Annotated in this window: 16 protein-coding genes and 1 tRNA gene; 10 read left to right on the top strand and 7 right to left on the bottom strand. The window is 62.0% G+C overall.

What is annotated here, in order from left to right; genetic code table 11:
* Positions 1-24: 24 nt before the first annotated feature.
* From BRA49_RS12015 to BRA49_RS11985, 7 genes are all read left to right on the top strand, one after another.
* Positions 25-561: a HEAT repeat domain-containing protein gene (locus BRA49_RS12015; protein ID WP_292386336.1), complete on the top strand. Its 537-nt coding sequence runs from the start codon at positions 25-27 to the stop codon at positions 559-561.
* Between the two features lie 29 nt (positions 562-590).
* Positions 591-2474, top strand: coding sequence for a sensor histidine kinase (locus BRA49_RS12010; protein WP_292386335.1), 1884 nt, complete (start codon positions 591-593; stop codon positions 2472-2474).
* Between the two features lie 51 nt (positions 2475-2525).
* Positions 2526-2924 (top strand): response regulator, encoded by a 399-nt coding sequence (locus BRA49_RS12005; RefSeq protein WP_292386334.1) that lies wholly within the window; start codon positions 2526-2528, stop codon positions 2922-2924.
* A gap of 14 nt (positions 2925-2938) precedes the next feature.
* A complete protein-coding gene (locus tag BRA49_RS12000; protein WP_292386333.1) occupies positions 2939-3532 on the top strand; it encodes a CheB methylesterase domain-containing protein in 594 nt (197 codons plus the stop codon).
* An 88-nt stretch (positions 3533-3620) separates the two neighbouring features.
* A complete protein-coding gene (locus BRA49_RS11995) occupies positions 3621-7475 on the top strand; it encodes a DNA-directed DNA polymerase II large subunit (RefSeq protein ID WP_292386332.1) in 3855 nt (1284 codons plus the stop codon).
* Between the two features lie 6 nt (positions 7476-7481).
* A complete protein-coding gene (locus BRA49_RS11990) occupies positions 7482-8309 on the top strand; it encodes an alpha/beta hydrolase (RefSeq protein ID WP_292386331.1) in 828 nt (275 codons plus the stop codon).
* A 53-nt stretch (positions 8310-8362) separates the two neighbouring features.
* Positions 8363-8445: transfer RNA gene (locus tag BRA49_RS11985), tRNA-Leu, on the top strand.
* A 170-nt stretch (positions 8446-8615) separates the two neighbouring features.
* On the opposite strand, the gene BRA49_RS11980 is transcribed toward BRA49_RS11985, so the two are convergent.
* Positions 8616-9254, bottom strand: a complete 639-nt coding sequence (locus BRA49_RS11980; RefSeq protein ID WP_292386658.1) for a DUF2115 domain-containing protein — start codon at positions 9252-9254, stop codon at positions 8616-8618.
* On the opposite strand from BRA49_RS11980, the gene BRA49_RS11975 reads away from it, so the two are divergent.
* Complete coding sequence (locus BRA49_RS11975; RefSeq protein WP_348531858.1) at positions 9249-9473, top strand: EVE domain-containing protein; 225 nt, start codon at positions 9249-9251, stop codon at positions 9471-9473. The genes BRA49_RS11980 and BRA49_RS11975 overlap by 6 nt on opposite strands.
* Before the next feature lie 1109 nt (positions 9474-10582).
* Here BRA49_RS11975 and BRA49_RS11970 read toward each other — a convergent pair.
* Positions 10583-11764, bottom strand: a complete 1182-nt coding sequence (locus tag BRA49_RS11970) for an MFS transporter (RefSeq protein WP_292386656.1) — start codon at positions 11762-11764, stop codon at positions 10583-10585.
* A gap of 855 nt (positions 11765-12619) precedes the next feature.
* Here BRA49_RS11970 and BRA49_RS11965 point away from each other — a divergent pair.
* The gene (locus BRA49_RS11965) at positions 12620-13057 is read left to right on the top strand and encodes a YkgJ family cysteine cluster protein (protein ID WP_292386330.1); all 438 of its coding nucleotides are present in this window, start codon (positions 12620-12622) and stop codon (positions 13055-13057) included.
* A gap of 61 nt (positions 13058-13118) precedes the next feature.
* Here the strand turns inward: BRA49_RS11965 and BRA49_RS11960 are convergent, their stop codons facing one another.
* Positions 13119-14339, bottom strand: a complete 1221-nt coding sequence (locus BRA49_RS11960; RefSeq protein ID WP_292386329.1) for an alpha/beta hydrolase family protein — start codon at positions 14337-14339, stop codon at positions 13119-13121.
* 249 nt (positions 14340-14588) lie between these two features.
* Here BRA49_RS11960 and BRA49_RS11955 point away from each other — a divergent pair, with 249 nt between their 5' ends.
* Positions 14589-15086 (top strand): GNAT family N-acetyltransferase, encoded by a 498-nt coding sequence (locus tag BRA49_RS11955; RefSeq protein ID WP_292386328.1) that lies wholly within the window; start codon positions 14589-14591, stop codon positions 15084-15086.
* 38 nt (positions 15087-15124) lie between these two features.
* Here BRA49_RS11955 and BRA49_RS11950 read toward each other — a convergent pair whose 3' ends face one another.
* From BRA49_RS11950 to BRA49_RS11935, 4 genes are all read right to left on the bottom strand, one after another.
* The gene (locus BRA49_RS11950; RefSeq protein ID WP_292386327.1) at positions 15125-16348 is read right to left on the bottom strand and encodes a hypothetical protein; all 1224 of its coding nucleotides are present in this window, start codon (positions 16346-16348) and stop codon (positions 15125-15127) included.
* An 82-nt stretch (positions 16349-16430) separates the two neighbouring features.
* Positions 16431-18476, bottom strand: coding sequence for a M13 family metallopeptidase (locus BRA49_RS11945; RefSeq protein WP_292386326.1), 2046 nt, complete (start codon positions 18474-18476; stop codon positions 16431-16433).
* Positions 18473-18634: a hypothetical protein gene (locus BRA49_RS11940; protein ID WP_292386325.1), complete on the bottom strand. Its 162-nt coding sequence runs from the start codon at positions 18632-18634 to the stop codon at positions 18473-18475. The genes BRA49_RS11945 and BRA49_RS11940 overlap by 4 nt, the downstream gene beginning before the upstream one ends.
* 103 nt (positions 18635-18737) lie before the next feature.
* The gene (locus BRA49_RS11935; RefSeq protein WP_292386324.1) at positions 18738-19556 is read right to left on the bottom strand and encodes a cache domain-containing protein; all 819 of its coding nucleotides are present in this window, start codon (positions 19554-19556) and stop codon (positions 18738-18740) included.
* Between the last annotated feature and the right edge of the window lie 148 nt (positions 19557-19704).

The raw sequence follows: 19704 nt of genomic DNA, 5'->3' as shown, positions 1-19704 counted from the left end.
TCAGCGAAGGTTAACCTGAAGTCCATGACTGACGAGACCCGGATCGATGACCTGATCGCCGACCTCCGGCGGGGCCCTCTCGAAGTGCGCCGCGCGGCAGCCGCCGAACTTGGGACGCAAGGGGAGGCAGCGATCGAGCCGTTGATCGCCGCAATGCTCACCGGCGACAACGACCTCCGGTGGTATGCCGCTCGCGCGCTGGTGCAGATCGGCGAAGGAACAGTCGGTCCCCTCCTCGCAGCGATGCGTACCGAAGAGGACCGGGACTTCCGGCGATACGCCGCGGCAGCCCTGACCGGGATCGGGGATGCAGCTGTTGAACCCCTCATCGGTGTCATCGAGAGCGCCGACCCGGACATCCAGCCGTTCGCCGCAATGGCTCTCTGTGGGATCGGGGAGGCGGCGGTCGGACCGCTCCTCCGCCTGATGAAGAGCCCGGACCCAAAGACGCAGGAACGTGCGGCGCTCCTCCTCTGGAAGATGGGGGAGGTGGGTGCCGGGCCGCTCACCGAGGCGCTTGAGACCGGCAAGCGCGCCGAACGATCCACGAACAATAAATGATCCCGCAGCCATCTGATCACTAAGGTCGGATGGCACACTACATGGCAAAGACCCTCGCCCGGCTCCTGCGGGAAGGGGGTTTCGGGGAACCCGGGGCGGCTCTGATCGCCGGAACCTCGCTTACTGCGGTCCTTGCCGCCCTCCTCGTGGAGTCTCCCGGCACCAATCTCATCCTCTGGTCCCTCGTCTTCATCTCCGCCGGATTTGCCGGCTACCACTACCGCGAAAGGGGGATCACCGCCGCCACCGTGCTTGGGCTTGCCACACTCGGCATTGCGTCACTCCGCGCATACCCCGGCCCGGCCGAGCCCCTCCTTGCGGCGCTCCCTCCCTTCGTTGCCATGATCGCTCTCGCGGCGCTCGCCTCAACGATCAGTTATTCGACCCGGGAACGGGCCCACCGCCTGGAGAGCATGGAAGGGACACCCGGCGGCGCGTTTCTCCTCAGGCGCGAGGACGGGGCGGTGACGGACGCAAACCGGGCCTTCGCCGAGATCCTGGGCTACGCGAAGGAAGATCTGCAAGGCCTGCCGGTATCAGAGATCTGGCCTTACGCCAACGACCGCGAAGAGTTCTTTGCGGCGGCAATACAGGGAGGACGGGCTTTTGTCGTCGAGACGCGTTTCGTCGGCCGGGACGGCGCCGCCCGCTGGTTCACCCTCTCGGGGCTCTGCCTCGACGGCGGCACCATATCCTGCCGGGTCTCGGAGGTCACCCGCTACAAAGAGGCGGCAGAGACCCTGAGCGCCGAACGCCGCCGCCTCTTCTCGGTCCTGGACACCCTCCCCGCCTACGTCACCCTGCAGGAAGAGGACCACACCTTCCGGTTCGCCAACAGGGCCTTCCGCGAGACCTTCGGCAACCCGGAGGGCCGGACCTGCTACGAGGTCCAGCGCGGCTCACGGAGACCCTGCAACCCCTGCCGGGGGACGCGGGTCTTCACCCTCAAGAGCCCCGAGCGGTGGGAGTGGGACCACACGAACGGCGAGACCTACGAGGTCCACGCCTATCCGTTCACCGATACGGACGGGTCGTGCCTGATGCTGCAGCTCGGGTTTGCGATCACCCAGCGGGTGCAGGCGGAGGAGGCGCTCAAGGGGTTCGCCGGAAACCTCCAGGCGAAGAACCGGGAACTGGAGGTGCTCCGGAGCCAGCTCTATGTCGTCAACAAGGATCTCGATGCGATGGTCAGGGAGCGGACCGCCGACGTGGAGAAACTCCTCGCCCAGAAGGACGAGTTCATATCGCAGCTCGGGCACGACCTCAAGACCCCCTTAACCCCACTGGTCGCGCTCATGCCCCGGATCCTGCAACGGGAGCAGGATCCGGGTCTCCGGCGCCTCCTCGAGATCACCGCCCACAACATCACCTACATGAAGGATCTGGTCGATAAGACCCTGAAACTGGCTCGTATGAACTCCCTGTATATCGAACTCGACCTCGAGCCGCTGAACCTGCGCACCGAGTTGAAGAACGTCCTGAGGAACTACGAGATCCCGTTCAGGGCGAGAGCCATAATCCTCGAGAATAACGTCCCGGCGGAGATCGTCGTCAGGGCTGACAGGGTTCTCCTTGGCGAGATCTTCGACAACCTGATCGCCAACGCCGTCAAATACATGCAGAACGGGACCGGGACCATCAGCATCGGCGCCGCACGAACGGAGGGGGTCGTGATCGTCGCGGTCAGGGATACCGGGATCGGCATGACCCGCGAGCAGATCGAGCGCGCGTTTGTCGAGTTCTACAAGGCTGATCCCTCTCGACACGATCTCGAATCCCCGGGCCTGGGCCTTGCCATCTGCAGGCGGATTATCGAGCGGCATAAAGGCCGCATATGGGCCGAGAGTGCCGGAGAAGGGATGGGGTCGACCATCCTATTCACCCTCGACGCAGTTGACGTCCCTCGAGCATGATCGATAAAGGTATATACTGGTTCAGGTGAGAAAGAACTACCAGAGGCCCGTATGTGCCAGCAGGTGTCGGAAGTGTCGTGCCGGCAGGTTATGGTCGTCGATGACGATCGATTCATCCTCGAGGTGATGGAGGAGCTCTTCAGACCGGAGGGGATCGACGTCGTCACCGCGGAGAGCGGGGACGCATGCATCGCAGAGCTGGAGAAGGGGTTCCGGGGCGTCGTCCTGATGGACGTCATGATGCCCGGAAAGGACGGATGGGAGACGATCGAGGAGATGATCGCCCGGGACCTGATCGCCGGGAACGTCGTCGCGATGCTCACTGCAAAGGATATCCCCGACGGGGAACTGGAGCCGCTCACGGAGCACATCATCGACTACATCACAAAACCCTTCGAAGCGGACGAGATCGTGGCCATTGTGAAAGGGTACCTCGACTACCTCGCTTGATAGGTGGGGAGCGCATGGAGAATCCCGAACCTGACGGCCCGGACAGGCGGACGATCGTGGTCATAGGCTCGTCGACCGGGGGTCCGCGAACGCTGGAAGCGGTCTTCTCACGGTTTCCACTCGTCAATGTCGCCATCATCGTCGTCCAGCATATGCCGCAGCACATTAACAGCGCGCTCTGCAGGCATATCGAAGAGATCTCCCGAATGAACGTCAAAGTCGGCGAGGACGGCGAGACGGTGGAGCACGGCACGATCTACGTGGCCCCAAGCGAGATCCACCTGGAACTCCTGGAGAACCGGACCATTCACCTCTTCGATGACGAGAAGGTCCGCTTCGCCAGGCCCTCGATTGACGTCGCCATGCGATCGCTTGAGCGGAACGGCGACGACCGGATCGTCGGGGTGATCCTCTCGGGGATGGGGAGCGACGGTGCCGAGGGGATCCGCCACATCAAGGCTATCGGAGGTATCACCCTCGCGCAGACCCTCCGGACCTGCGCCATCCACGCCATGCCCCGCGCCGCATTCGAGACCGGGAAGGTGGACCTGATGCTCCCGCCGGAAGGGATCCGGGAGCAGATTATCAGGATCGCAAGAATTCTCTGACGATTTGGCCTTTAAAGGATCCGCCGGGATGGGGGCTTCCCACCCGGGAGCGAGCCCTCTAAATGCGTGAAAGGTCCATACATCATACATGGAGGTCTCACCTGCTACCGCCGGGTACTTCGACGAACTGATAGCCGGGCTTGAGTCCGCGATGCGGATTGCCGTCGCCGCACGGACCCGCGGACTCGATCCGAGGACGGAGACGGAGATCCCGATAGCAAGCGACCTCGCCGACCGGGTGGAAGCACTTCTCGGCTACAAAGGGATAGCGGCCCGGATCCGGGAACTCGAGCAGGAGATGTCCCGAGAAGAGGCGGCGCTTCGCATCGGCGACGATTTTGTGGCCCGGAAGTTCGGGGAGACGACGCCGGAGGAGATCCTCGACCACGCCATCCGGGGAGCGATGGCGCTCCTGACCGAAGGAGTGGTGGCCGCCCCGACGGAGGGGATTGGCAAGGTCAGCCTCGGCAAGAACGACGACGGGACCGAGTACTTAAAGATCTACTACGCGGGCCCCATCCGGAGCGCCGGCGGGACGGCACAGGCGCTCTCGGTGCTGGTGGGCGACTACGTCCGGCAGGCGCTCGGGATCAACCGCTACATCCCCCGCCCCGAGGAAGTGGAGCGCTACATCGAGGAGATCCGGCAGTACAACAACATCATGAGCCTGCAGTACCTGCCAAGCGAGAAGGAACTCCGGATGATCATCGAGAACTGCCCGGTCTGCATCGACGGCGAGCCGACGGAGCAGCAGGAGGTGAGTGGCTACCGGAACCTGGAGCGGGTGGAGACGAACACCGTCCGAGGCGGTATGGCGCTCGTCGTCGCCGAAGGACTGGCACTGAAAGCCCCGAAGGTCCTCAAAAACGTTCGCAAGATGAAGATGCAGGGCTGGGACTGGCTCGAGGTGATGATCGGCGGCGGCCCGAAGAGCGACGACGATGCGGGCGCCGCGATCAAGCCCAAAGACAAGTACATCCGCGACCTGATCGGCGGGCGACCGGTCTTTTCATACCCGATGCGGAAGGGCGGGTTCCGGCTGCGCCTCGGCCGGGCGCGGAACACCGGGTTCGCGGCCGCGGGCTTGAATCCCGCGACGATGCACATCCTCGGGGACTTTCTCGCGGTCGGGACCCAGATGAAGGTCGAACGTCCGGGGAAGGCGGCGGGGATCGTGCCGGTGGACTCGATCCAGGGGCCGACGGTCAAACTCCGGAGCGGGGAGGTGCTGAGGGTCGACGACGCGGCGGAGGCCCGGCGGATCGCCGGCCAGGTCGATGAGATCCTGGACGTCGGCGAGATCCTGATCAGTTTCGGGGAGTTCATGGAGAACAACCACCCGCTGATGCCGCCGAGTTACTGCGAGGAGTGGTGGCGGCTCGAGGGCGGCCCGCGCCACCCGGAGAACGAACTCGAGGCGATCGAGTTCGCCCTCGACGGAGCGCCCCTCCATCCCGATTACACCTACATGTGGGACGACATCGCCCCGGCCGAGATCGCCCTCCTCGCGGACCGCGTCAGCGCCGGGGGCAGGGTCGAGGCCGGGGTGCTGACGCTGCCAAACACCCCGGAGACAAAGGCGATTCTCGAGGAACTCCTGGTGCCCCACCGTCTTGCCGGCGAGCGGATCGCGATCCCCGAACATCTGGTCTTCCTTGCCTGCCTCGGCCTGACGCTGCACCTGGAGAAGCGGCCGGCGTGGCAGGATGCCCCGATGGAGAACTCGCTCGACCTCGTGATGCACCTCTCGGGTTTTCGGGTCCAATCACGGGCGGGCACCCGGGTCGGCGGGCGGATGGGTCGGCCGGGGAAGTCCAAGCCGCGGGAGATGAAGCCGCCGCCCCACTCGCTCTTTCCCATCGGGGACGACGGAGGTTCGCGCCGGTCGTTCCAGGCGGCCTGCTCCTCGAAGCCCCGGTCCAACACGGACGGCGGTGTGGTCGAGGTGGAGGTCGGCGAGCGACGCTGTCCCGCCTGCGGCACCTTCACCTACAAGAACCTCTGCGAGTGCGGTGCCCATACGGTCCCGGTCCTCCGGTGCCCCAAGTGCGGCAAGGACGTCGCGCAGGACCTCTGCCCCCGGTGCAACGTGCCGACGGTCTGCCTCCAGAAGGTCTCGATCAATCTCAAGACCGAGTATGCGGCGGCTCTCGAGCACCTCGGGGTCCGGGACTCGGCGATCCCGCTCTTGAAGGGCGTGAAAGGGCTGATATCCCGGGAACGGCCGGTGGAACCGATCGAGAAGGGAATCCTCCGGGCGCTGCAGAACCTTTATGTCTTCAAGGACGGGACTGTCCGCTACGATATGATCGACCTTCCCCTGACCCATTTCCGGCCGGACGAAGTCGGCGTCCCCATCGAGCGGCTCCGGGAACTCGGCTACGCCCACGACACCTACGGTCAAGAACTCGTCAGCGCCGACCAGGTGGTGGAGCTCCGCCACCAGGACATTCTGGTCTCAGAGGACTGCGGCGAGTGGCTGGTCCGGGTGGCGAAGTTCGTCGACGACCTCCTGGTGCGGTTCTACGGGCTCGAACCCTTCTACAGGGCAGAAAAGCCCCTCGACCTGGTGGGCCAACTCCTGATGGGGCTTGCGCCGCACACCAGCGCCGGGGTCCTCGTTCGGCTGATCGGGTTCTCGAAGGCCCCGGTCGGCTACGGCCACCCGTTCTTCCACGCGGCAAAACGGCGGAACTGTTTTGCGGGCGAGACTGAGATCTCCGTCTTTGACGGCCGGCAGTGGGCGACGATCTCGATCCGGCAGTTTGTGGTGGAGAGTTTCGATCTCTCGAAACCAGGGTTAGACCACGTGGGGACGTTCTACTCCGACCCCCGGCAGCCGTATTTCGTTAAAAGCATCGACCCGCGGGGGTTGGTCAGCATCAAAAAGGTCACCTCCGTCTCGGTCCACCGGGCCCCGGCGCACCTGATCCGGTTTATAACGCAGCGGGGGAAGGTTCTTACGGTCACCCCCGACCACGCGATGCTGGTCTGGGACACCGATTACCTGCGCAAACTCCGGGCGCTCGAAGTGAAGATCGGTGATAAGGTCCCGACGGAGGAAGGGGGGCTCGTCGTGGCGGACGAGGTCGTGACTCGCGAGACCGTCCAGGCGCTCGACGACCGGGTCTACTGCCTGACGGTTGCGGAGAACCACACCCTCGTCGCAAACGGCATCTTCTGCGGCCAGTGTGACGGCGACGAGGACTGCGTGATGCTCCTCCTCGACGGGCTGATCAACTTCTCCCGCTCCTACCTGCCGGAGACCCGGGGCGGGACGATGGACGCGCCGCTCGTCCTGACGACGCGGATCGACCCTGCGGAGGTCGACAAGGAGAGCCTGAACGTCGATGTCTGCGACCACTACCCGTTAGAAGTCTACAACGGCTGCCTCACCTACACCCACCCCAAAGATCTCGACAAGTTCGTCGACCGGGTGGAGCGGCGGCTCGGCACCCCGGCCCAGGTCGAGGGGTTCCTCTACACCCACCCGACCTCGAACATCTCGGCGGGGCCGCTCGAGTCCACCTACACGAAGCTCGGGTCGATGCTCGACAAACTCGAGGCGGAGCTCGACCTCGCGGAGAGGATACGAGCGGTGGATGCCGACGACGTCGCGGAACGGGTCTTAAACACCCACTTCATCCGGGACCTCCAGGGCAACCTGAACGCCTTCTCGAAGCAGAAGGTGCGGTGCATGAAATGCAACGCAAAATACCGGCGGATGCCTCTCGCCGGGAAATGCACCCGCTGTGGGGGGAACGTCATCCCGACGGTCCACGAGGGGTCGGTGAAGAAGTATCTGGAGATGTCGCGCAACATCTGCGCGACCTACGCGGTCTCTGAGTACACGAAGCAACGGGTGGAGGTGCTCTTCATGCAGATCGAGTCGACCTTCGGCCAGCCCCCGGAGAAGCAACTGGGGCTCGCAGACTTCATGTGAGCCACGATGAAGGCCACGGAGGTTCTTGCCGCCCTGAAAGCGGGGAGATCCGTCGCGGGTGACTGCCGGCGGCCTGACGTCGAACCGCTGCCCGGAATCCCGGCGTACCGGGTGACGACGGCTGCGTCGCAGACCGACCGGACCGTCCTCTTCTTCCACGGCGGGGGGTTCACCTCAGGTTCGACGGCCGACTCCCTCGACCTCTGCGCCCGGATTGCGGATGCTGCTTCTGCGGAGGTCGTCTCGGTCGACTACCGGCTCGCCCCGGAGCACCCCTTCCCGGCGGCGGTGGAGGACTGCGTCGCCGCCTACCGGCACCTGCTCCGCGAGGGGTATCCACCGGAGCGGGTGGTGCCGGCCGGGATATCGGCCGGGGGGACGCTCGTCCTCTCGGCGCTCCTTGCGGGAGAGAGCCTCGGCCTCCCGGTGCCGGCGGCGGCAATCTGCCTCTCCCCGGTCGTCGAGATGCTCTTCCTCGGCGACTCGATCGCCCTGAACCGGCGGACGGACTGGCTGGCGCCGGACGACCTCGCGGAGATGCGGGAGGACTACCTTCCCGGCGGTGATCCGGCGGACCCGCTGGCCTCGCCGCTCTACGCGGACCTCGGCGGGCTGCCGTCGCTCATGGTCCAGGCCGGGACGGGAGAGGTGCTGATCGACGGGATCTGTGCGTTCGTCAGCACCGCCCGGCTCCAGGGGGTGCCGGTCGCCTTCGACTGCGTGGAGGGGATGTTCCACTGCTGGCAGGCGTTCGCCGCGGTCCTGCCCGAGGGTGCGGCGGCGATCGAGCGGGTCGGGGCGTTCGTCCGGCGGCACGTGCCGGACGAGGGGTGAGGGGGCTGCCCGGGCATCAAGCTCATTAGGCCGGAGGTTCTATAAGTACAGGCGCGAGTGTTACCGAGCGGCCAAAGGTGATCGACTCAAGATCGATTCTCGAAGGAGTTCGCAGGTTCGAATCCTGCCACTCGCATTCAGGTGTGTCAAAACCTCTCGCAGGGCCGGGTTTTGTCGCCACATAGCCCATCTCACTCCGTTTCGTACCCATTCGTTTTGCAGCGTCACCATCACCTCATCCAGGTTGCCCGCCTGTCGGGGAGAGAGTATTGCGCTGAACATCCGGAGGACTGCCGCAATTGGGAACTACCCGTCCTCGGTCTGCAGGGCAGGGCAGAAGTTGCAGATCGAGAACGGGACCTCCTTTTCGCGGTCGCGGATGAGACAATAGAATGACCCGTTGCGCTCTTCGACCCGGAATCCTCCCGGGAACGGCGTCCCCACCGGGTGGCCCGGGCGGTCGAGGACGAAGATCGTGAAGGCCGATATAAGGTAGTAAAAGACCCGATGTCGGGGTGTATAACGAAACGGAATCCGTTCTGTGGATTCACCCCACCGGAAGCATCCATCGGGGATCATATTGCAGAACTCAACGAACGTTGCACGATCGGTGATCGGTTCGGTCATGGATAGGAACTGGTTCGACCGGTGCATGGCGAGAAGCTGATGGTGGGCGCCGAATAACTGCTCGGTGATGTAGGGGTGGACCTGTTTCCGGTAGGGATCGGGCAGCCGGATCATCTCCGCGTGCAGCCGTCCTCCGAGGATCTGGAGATCCCTGAGCGAGTAACAACCGACTTCTTCAGCGAGGAGCAATCCGAGATCCCCTTTTGTCACTGAGGCCGCCATTCGTCGGGCCACATGATGGATTGCATCTGCCTCTTCCTCTGCCGTGATTGGATCGAACTCCTTCCAGTATGGATATACCGATGATCTTCCATTAATCTGGCGGGGGTTGACCTTCCACCTGCAATCACCGGGGCCTTTGAGGTCACCTCGACGATGTACGAAGACGCATCCCGGATCTTCACCTCGCCGGCGAATCTCGGCGATGAAGTCTTCCCGCTCCGGATCAACCTCAAGCCCATCAGGGTCTTCGAGCCCCCGGTGGCGTTCAAACCGCTTATCCCGGAGTTGAAGTTCATCACGAACAAGAAGATGTAGTCTAGGCATATCAGGGGACAGGCGATGCGGGAGATCCCGGAGGAAGACTACCTGTTGATCATGAACCAGGGGGATTGAAGCGTTGCATGACCGGGGGCCGCCGGGAGGACTATGCAATCGCCGGGGTTGACCATGCGTGGAGAATGACAGCAGCACGGAAAACACAGGCACCCCGGCCGTCACCGGCATGCCCATCGCCCATGCTCTCCGTACTCTCATTCTGCTGTACATATATGTACCTGTACAGGTACATCCTGAGTTCCCGAGCGTTAGGCGCATATCTATCTAAAACGCGGCTAAATTCCAATATTATCGGATATTTGACGATATATGAGTTGGTTGATGTGCTTAATAATTAAGCGAATCGGCCCCCTGTTTAGATTGTTAGAATATGGCCATTTTGTTGATATTTTGGATAAATTTGACCAAATTGGAGGGTAGTGCTCAGGGTAAAATAGCGCATGTGCTTAACTCACCGGGAACTCAGGGTACATACCTCATATAGAGCAGCACTTTCAGAACCCTCACCGCTCCTGGCACCGTCTCATTGACAGCAGTTGCTGTCATTCTGCTGAAAACTGCTGTCATTGCTGTCATCGTTGGGATTGATATCCGGCCAGATGGCGGCATCACTGTTCCAGACCCGATAGATCTATCATAGTATCTATCAATTTGATACATTCTGATAGATACTGTAAACGAGGTCGTCACATCTCCTTACTATTGGGCGACCGATGGCAGCAGTGCTGCAATCTGCTGCCACTGCTGCCAACGTCAGGATCGCCAGCCGGCCGGGCCCGTGACCTCACATCCGCCGACCCCATCCGCAGTGGTCTCGTAGAGGCCGACCGCGAGGCATTCTCCTCGCGTCCAGGGCCTGCCTTCCCGGAGTCTGCCCAGGGACCAGATCCCTCAACTACTCATTTAGTAGATATTAGTAGTTCATTAGTAGTTCACGGCAACGATGCCCGGGAACGACACAGCGGGGTTCCCGGCCACCTGGCATACCGGGGAAATGGACTCCCAATTGTCTCCGGTTATCTTGTTCTATTCGACCAGACCCGATTTTTAGCAAGACCTGAAAATACAGAACCCCGCAAAAAAGGATTTCACTCCGCCCCGGGCCTCACGTCAACGGCAACCTCCGGCGGGGCAAACTGCCTTTTCACCATCGCAAGAGCATACGGCAGGGCAAGCGCAAACGCCGCACACCCGAACGCCAGGAAGAGGTTGCCGTAGGTCGCGACAACGGCGATGACCGGCACGATGGCAAGCGTGGAGACGAACAGGCCGAGGTTCATGGCCACCGAGAATCCGCCGCTTGCCCTGCCGAGGAACTGTTTCGGCGTGATCGCGGCGATCCAGCTCAGGATTGTCGGCATCAGGATGCCCTGGGCCAGACCGACGAGGACCACCGAGACCCCGACGGTGAGAAGCGACGTGGCAAACCCAAGGCCGCACAGACCGGTCCCGAAGAAGACAAATGTAAGGGTGAGCAGGGTATACCGGTGGAGCCTCCAGGCGACTCTCCCGTAAACGAGTCCCACAAGCGAAGAGGCGCAACCCATGGCTCCCAGGAATATCCCGGCGGTAAGCGCGAAGTTTTCGCCCAGGATCCGTGCTGCATCCAGATTCGCAATCAGGTAAGGGAACTTCGTGGGCACCAGGAAGAACAGCATGTTCCCGAGGAACACGGTTGCATATCCCGGGAGGAGGAGGGAGGCCGGGAAGGTCTCTTCGGGTGCTCCCGACGTCTTCTCGACGTTCACGCGAGCGGGTTCCCTCATCGTCAGGAGAACACCCGCGAGAATGACGACGCCGATCAGGTAGATAAGGAACGCCGCACGCCAGGAGACCCCTCCGAGATACCCGCCGCTGGTCTCGAGGACCAGTACTCCCATGCCCATTGCGGCCGCCTGGTACCCGAGCACCCTGACGCGGGAAATTCCATCGTAATAGCAGACGATCAGGGCGGACGTCGTGCAGATGATCCCGGCAATGCCGATCCCGAGAATGAATCTCCCGACCAGTATTGCGGATAAGGAGGTGAGGAAATATCCGGAACACCCCGCGATGGAGAAGATAGCAACGGAGACGGCAAGTACCGGTATTTTGCCAATCCTGTCCGAGAGTTCTCCGACGAAAAAGCCGGTGAGGGCTATCGCAAGCGCGGGAAGCGTAATGATCAGGGAGATCGTGGCTTCTGATGCATCGGGAAATGCTTCGCTGATGAGTGGGAGAGCCGGCGCGACTGCAGCTCCTCCCATGAGAACCATCATGGCCGCAAGCAGGAGGAAAAGTAGCGTTCATCTCGTTGGTTTGAACGGTGTAACCATGCCTTATTCTGTTGCCCGTAATGCGACATGAAGCAAGTGCTCCTGAATACAGTAGCAGATTGTTGTGATCGATGATTCGTCGTTGTTACACTCGAAGACGGGTGAGCAAGTATGCGAACTGATCGTCTGTGGCGGCTGCGACAGGATCGTGACCCTTCGAGACGCCGACGGATCGGTTGAAGGCCGCTTAAATGAGTTCAGGGCGGCGGTCGAAAAAGAAAATGAAAACAGCCGGAGGTCTCGGGCGGCTCACTTGATCTTCTTCTCGAGTTTCTTGAGTTTCTTCTTGGCGGCCTCGCTGCCCGCAGCCGCCTGTTGCGCAAGTTCTTCTGCCTTGGCCTTCTTTGCCCTGTTCAGTTTTTCCATTTGTTTCTTGCTTGTTGGCATACAGATACCCTGCTACGTCTTTGAATGGTTCTATTCATCGTTTTCCCACATATAAATATCCCTGAACGGGCTGCATTTCGAAAATACCCTGACGCCTTCTCACCGGCAGCAACCGCTGCCATGCTGCTGTCAACACGCTCCCGCTGCTGCCGGCGCCGGGGCTGGATCCGGGACATCCCCCCTCTCCGGGGAGCAACCGCCACCTGCGTTGAGGGCCGTGCCCCCCTTGCGGGCTATCACGGCCCCCTGCGCCATGGCCGGAACCCGCCGGCCTGCCGGCGCCCGGGCGGCTCCGGCAGGTATTATACCCTTGCAGTGAAGACTACCGGATGATGAGCACACCAGTGTGCCGACCGCCCGGCGCTCGAGGAGGCAGGCACCATCGCCGGTAAGTGCTGCCAGTGCGGCAGGTGCTGCACCCACATGCGGGACGTCCACAGGGTTATCGAAGAGCGCGGCGACTACATGTTTGTCGTGCACAACCACTATACCGGGGATGCGGAGGAGGTGCGGGTCGATCCGGACAAGATAGCCCTCTTCGAGGACAGGAGCAGCAGCGAGGAACTGCCGAACGCATGCCCCTTCCTGAGATTTGATGGGGAGACGGGAAAGGCGTGGTGCACGGTCCACCTGACACGCCCCGGCCTCTGCCGCGAGTACTGCTGCCGCCTGCTTGTCCTTGATGCGCAGGGGAAGCTGGCGGGACGGGTGACGTATCAGACAGCGCTCATCCCGGAGACCGACGAACTCGGCCGGCTCTGGGAGCGGGTGCAACCGGCGCTGGATAGGCTCCGCGGCCCGGAATGGGACGACGCCTTCACCCATACGCTCACGGTAGCCGGATACCATGTTCGCCGGTAGTTGCCTGGAGAATCCGAAAAAGAGGGACGATAGCCCCATTCTTCCCCGGAACGGGAGCCCGTTATCCGCTCATTCCCATCTTATCGTCGAGCCAGTCGAACTTGGCGGCAAACGACTGCGCGAACGCCCCGAACTGGCAGTGCGACCCGGCACCGTAATCGTCGGAGAATACCAGAAGTTCCCGCTCGCAGGTGAGGTGATCGTAGAGCGCCTTCGCCTGCGCCCCGTCCGGGTCGAGGTGATCGGTCGCGCCGGCACAGACCAGCGTGGGGCACCGTATCTCTTCGGCAATGCCGACGAGTGAAAACTCCATCCATTTCGCCCAGAACTGTGCCGGCGAGCCGGCATCGAAGACAAACATCCCGTTCTCGTTCAGCCAGCGGATGCCGGTATCGTGTGCCATGGCGGTGCGCATGGCAGAGTTGAACTCAACCGGATCCACCTGCAGCCACTCCTGCAGTTCAACTTCTGTCAGGTTCGCTTCCCCGCTGTTCTGCAGGTTCGCGAGGAGAGTCTGTCCGACATCGTAGGTACCTCCGTCCGCGACCAGCGCCGCGATCCGGGGCTCGAATGCGGCACCGCGGGGAGCGAGGTAGCCTCCGAGCGAGACCCCCCAGAGAGCAATCCGGTCTTCATCGACGTCGGGCCGGCTTACCGCATAGTCCACGACAGGCCTGATCACGTTCTCCCAATCGTGACGGAACGGGATGTGCTGGACCCGTATCACCTCGCCCTGGCCCGGCCCCTCGAATGTCAGGACGTTGTATCCGCGTCTGACCCCCTCCTTCGCATAGGGATGGAGCTCCTCCTGGCAGCCGTCAAAACCGGTCTGGACGATAAGCAGCGGCCGGGGACTGCCGGAACTGTCGACCTTGTAGAAGTAGCCCGGCAGCGTGGTGTTCTCATACGGGATGGCGACGATCTCGTAAGGAACGATATCGAGCGCAAGTGCATCGCGAAACGTTTCCCGGCTCTTTTCCCAGGTCTCCACGATCCGGGGATCGGCGGGATTGCCATGCAGGAAGAACTCGGCCGTGCGGTAATACGTTGCGGCCCGGTAGTAGGCTTCCATTGCGGTGACCCGGTGCCCCGCTGCGAGACTCTCGTTCCCCGCTCTCCTGAAGGTCTCCGCGGTCCTGTTCCATTCGCTGTACCAGCTCTCAAAGTCTCTTTCTGTAATCCTGGACGCAGTGGCCAGGCACTCGCCGATATCGGCCTCCCCCGCATACGAGGCCCCAAGCGTCCGCTGGAGTTCGAACGCAAATTCAGGGTCCGTAAACACGAACGTTGGGCAGTCGGAGGCAGGCGCGGCAACTGCCGCGGCGGAAGACGATGCTGACGGTTGCTGACCGATCGCAGTGCATCCTGCAGAAACGACAAGAATTGCGAGAGAAAGAGTAATCATGATCAGTAAGGCTCTGCCGGGTTTCACGGTGGATCGTAGGAAGATCACATAACCGGAGGGATAATAGTTACGAAACATCCATGGCCTTAAAAAAGGAAGCAGGAGATAACGATTATCTGTGGGTTCATGGATACGCGGACGGTGGCGCTGACTCGCGATAGTATCCAGGAGAGGGAGGCACTACTGGAGCGAGCAGGACAGGAATGGGCTGATATGTTCCATTCGCACAGCGGAGCCCGGTACGCGTGGGACGGCATCGCAGATTTCGATGAAGACCTGCTGGTTCTCGAATCCCCGGACGGGAAGTTGCTCGGAGCCCTCTCGTTCTGCACGAGGAATGGGGATGAAAAGAATATCTACGTCTCCCGCATAGGGGTGATCCTGAAGAGACGCGGGTATGGAAAACGGTTGATGCAGGAGGTCTCGAGAATCGCTGCCGCCGGGAGCCAGGGGATCGTTGCACTCCCGACAGACGAGGGACGCCTCCTCTTCCGGGGAATCGGGATGCGCACCCGCCCGGGAGGGGACCCGCACCAGCTCGATTACACGTTCACCCCGGACGAGGCAAAGGCGTTTGCGGAACGCCCACTGGAGATCCCGGCTCCCGGAGGCCGGGCGTCCTGACAGGCACTCGCCGGCTGCCTGCTCCGGCGGTCCGGGGATTACGCCGCCGCCTCGCCGGAACGGGCCCTTCCGCGGCCGCCGTCCACCGCCTCGGCAACACGCATTATGGCACCGACATCCGGCGTCACCATACAGACAGGGAAATAGCCGAACAGCGACGCGTAGTCGATCTTGAGCGCCCGGTACCGGGCCAGGTCGAGGGTTATCCTCTCGAGATCCTCTGCCATCCGGGGGGTCACCCCGTCGCGGAGCGATGCCGGGGCGAGGTCTGCGACGGCCAAAAGCACCTCCTCGCGGATCGTCTCGATCCTGGACGATAAGAGGGAGTGGACGAGTGTGCGGCTGTAACCTCCCTGGAAGTGCCGCACGACGATCATCTGCGTCAGAAAGATGAGGGCAAACATGCCGGCCCCGAGTTCGATATCGGCCTCAGCGGAGATGAAACTGTTGTACGTCACCCCGGGGAGGACGATCGCCGCGATGGAGATGACGCCGGCAACGGTTGTCACGACGGCAGCGGTGAGCGCATACTTCAGCCCCTGGGTCCAGGCCTCGTTATACCGTTCTTTGAGCCGGGACTGCATGCCGAGGATCCCCGCAAAGAAGCCACGTGAATACGGCTGCACATACACGATCGCAGCATAAAAGACGATGATTGCGGCGGACTGGATGACGACGATCACGGCGGAGTACGACGCGAATTCACCGTTCACGATCCAGCCCGCAAGTGCAAACACCGAGGAGAGAGCGAAAAGCACGAGAAAACCCGGGGCGAGCGGCTGGCAGTTGATGAAGAACAGGTTCCAGCCGAGTTCGTAGAGAGAGTTCCTCTGCTGCGTGAGCCGTTTGAGTGCCTCAATCGCATCGGCAGGGACGGCGGCGCTCTTCTCGAGGCTCTCCCACGATATGATCTCCTCGAGGCTCATTCTCTCGCGATTCCTGAGATCGTTGAAATACCTGACGTAGGACTTCAGATCGCCTGCATCGGTCGGGAGCAGGAGGAGGAAGGGGTTGATCATCAGGAATATGAAGGACGCCATGATCCAGTAGAGATAGTACTCCCCGGTGCATGCGAGTAAAAGCCCCAGGTTGATCAGCATCGCCGCTCCAAGGATGGGTGACGTATACGCAAGGGTCCACTTCATCCCGGTAAGGGTCGCGAGGTCGCTCTCTGCCGCATTGAGGATCTTCTCCGCCTCGGCCCGGGAGTATGCAACCTTCTGCGAGAACTCGTCCGGCGAGATCATCGGATTCTCTGCCACACTATTCCTCCCGAACAGGTCCCCGTACGGCAGTTTCATTGATCATCATTTCTCCGGGATTATCTATAAAAAGAGGGTTTCTTCACCAGATGCTCGGTCTCTCCCCGGCGGCCCTGTAGAGGGCATCACCGGACCCGATCTCCGGGAACGCCTCGTAGAACTCCGGGATGTTGAAGAGGACACCGTTCACCCGGAACTTCTCCGGGGAATGGGGATCGGTCAGGACCAGGTTCCGGAGCGAGTCCTCGCGGTCGTTCGCCCTCCAGAGGGTCGCGGCCCCGATGAAGAACCGCCGATCCGCATCGGGGTCATCCGACGGGTTCTCCGTCTTCTTCCAGGCATGGTAGGCAAGCGTCAGGCCCCCGAGATCGGCGATGTTCTCCCCAAGGGTGAGGTTCCCGTTGACGTAGAGGCCGGGGAGGGCCTCGAACGCGTTGTACTCCGCCACGAGCAGGGCCGTCCGGTTGTTGAAGTTTGCTGCATCCTCCTCTGTCCACCAGTCCTTCAGGTTCCCGTCCCTGTCATACTGCCTTCCCTGGTCGTCGAAGCCGTGCGTCATCTCGTGCCCGATCACCCAGCCGAGAGTGGCGTAGTTGAGAGCGGGGTCTCTATCGGGGTCGAAGATCGGCGGCTGGAGGATGCCCGCCGGGAAGACCATCTCATTCCGGGTCGGGTCGTAGAAGGCGTTCACCATCTGCGGGGGAATAAACCAGACGCTCCGGTCGACCGGTCCGCCGATCTGTTCAAGCCCCTCCGGCCCGTGGATGAGGGAGTGGGCTTTCGCGGCGCGGACGTTCCCCACGTACGAATCGGAGAGGTTCAGCCCGGAGTAGTCCGTCCACCGGTCGGGATACGCGATCTTCTCCCCCATGGCGGCGAGCTTCTCGTGGGCCGCGGCTTTCGTCGGTTCGCTCATCCAGGCGAGGCCTGTTATCCGCTCATCGAAGGTCTCGCGGATGGCAAGGAAGATCCCCGATACCATCTCGCGGGTCCGGGGGTCCACGTATTCGGCGACGTATTCTCTGCCCACAAGGTCCCCCAGGAGTTCGCTCTCCGTGTTGACGACACGCTGCCACCGGGATTTCATCTCGGGGACGCCGTAGAGCGTCGTCTCGTAGAAGGCGAAGTGCTCCTCCTCGAAGGATGCGTTGAGGTATGGGGATGCCTGGTCGATGAGCCGGTAGCGCAGGTAGATCTTCCAGTCTTCGAGCGGGGCCGTCTCGAGCAGGCCGTTGAGTCCCTCGACGTAGCCCGGCTGGTAGATGTGCATCCGGCTCACCGGCCCGGAGCCGGAGATCGTGGCAAGGGTCCCCCACCCGATCGCAGGGAACTCCTCCTCGAGTTCGGCCAGGGTGTAGATGTTCGTGGTCTTCTGTGGGTCGCGGTTCTCCTCCGCACTGAGGTGAGCCGCGGCAAGGGCCCTTTCCATGGCATAGACGGTCGAGGTGTCGGCCGCAGCCTCTTCGACAGGCTCTCCAGCGAGCACCAGCACCCGGGCTATGTGCTCCCGGTAGGCCTCCTGGACCTCAAGGCTCTCCGTGTCGTTCCGGAAGTAATAGTCCCGGTCGGGCAACCCGAGCCCGCCCTGGTAGAGAGCCGGAACCATCTCGCTGCTGTTCTCGGGGTTGACCTCCGCCCAGTAGTGGTACACCGGGCCGAACCCCTCTTCCAGGAGAACGATCGTGGCGTTAGCAAGGCCAACACGGGAATCGATGGCATCGATCGCCGAAAGAAGGTCCGAGAGGCCGCCGAGCCCTTCCTGATCGATTGTGCCGGCATCCATCCCGGACCGGTAGAACTGCCCGATGAGGGTAGTGTTCCTGTCCCCATCCTGCGTCGGGGCTGCCGAAGCGTTCAGGAGGAGAGCATGGAGGTCGTCATCCACTCCATCGCGCATCCCGGTGAATACCGCGTAATACTGCTTATCGGGCGGGATGGGATGCTCTGCAATCCATGCGTCGTTGACGTAGGCATAGAAGTCGTCGCCCGAATGGATGGACTCGTTGAGGATGAATTCGCTCTCAGGCGCCTGCGATACGGCACCGGGAACCGCCGTCCCGGCGGGGGCGGAGCACCCGGCCGCTACGAGAGAGGCGATCAGGAGAAGGGTCACGAAAAGATGTTTCACAGAGAGCGTGCCGCATTTGTGAAAATAAGGGTTGTGATATCGCCGCGGCTATAGAGCGAGGGGAAAACCCTCACTCTCCACCCGATCCCGATCGGGGAGGCGTCGCTTGGGAGGATCGACCAGAAGTCCGCCGGGGTGTTCTCCATGATGACATCCATCCCGCCGTCCCGATAGGGATCACGCGGGAAGACCCGGACGGTGTGGCCTCGTGGCGGCTTCGAAGACCCCGGTGCCGGGGACGTATCGGGAAAAAAGGGGATATTAGACGGTATTGTCCCGGTGCAGGGTCAGGGCCCCGGCCATCGTTGCCGTATCATCGCCCGGGTTCGTCCAGGCGATGAAGAGGGTGTCCTGATCGGCCAGGGATCCCGTCGCCCATCCTCCCGGCCGGTCGATGAACGATATGGTCTCTCTGTCCGGGTTGAATATGCCTACAAACGTCTGGTTCTCCACCGTTCCGTCCGGCAGGGAGAACGTCTTGAACCCGCTGATGACCCGGTCGTCCTGCGCAGTGACCACCCACGTGTTTTCGCCGGCGGACATCTTCTCGATTGTATCGTTCAGGAAGTACACGGCTCCGCTGTCCGCTCTCCAGATCCCGATCATCTCCGGATAATCGGCGAGGGCCGCCGCAGGCAGGTCGAGGGGTCCCGTGTATATTCCGGAGCCAAGCCACCAGTCATCGTCAACCTGCACCCCATACGCCAGTTTCGACTCAAGCATCCGGTCACGCGTGGGGTTGATGTAGGCAATCCGGCCGAAACCGTCCCCGTTCCTGACCGCATCGTTCATCTGCCGGAGGAAGATCCCCACGCCCCCCTCGGTCTCGTTCAGGCGGTTGACGCCGACCTTCTCCGGGTTGACCGGGTGGGCGAGGGTAGTGCCGTTGAAGTCATACGCGTAGATGTAGAGTTCCCCCCGGACAAACGATCCGTTCGGGTCGTTAAACTCGGCAAGGGCAGCTTCCTTGCCGTTCTCTTTCACATAGGCAATCGCGCTCTCGACAAAAGCGACGAGTGTCTCGTTCGAGGTGTACTGCGCCTGTGATACGGTGGTAGTCTCCGGTGTCAAGACAGTCACACCGGACCCGCTCTGCATGCAACCGGCCGAGATCAACGACAGGCCGAGAAGAAGCATGATTGTGAATGAAATCGCGAGAGATCTCATTCTTCCAGGTTGGTTTCGCCTACATATAGGATTTGCCGGCAGGTCGGGTCCGGATAGCCGC

It is taken from the genome of Methanoculleus sp. UBA430, assembly GCF_002506585.1.
GTDB lineage: Archaea > Halobacteriota > Methanomicrobia > Methanomicrobiales > Methanoculleaceae > Methanoculleus.
The sequence above is the reverse complement of the archived record's forward strand: the minus strand, read 5'-3'. Positions and strand labels throughout refer to the sequence as shown.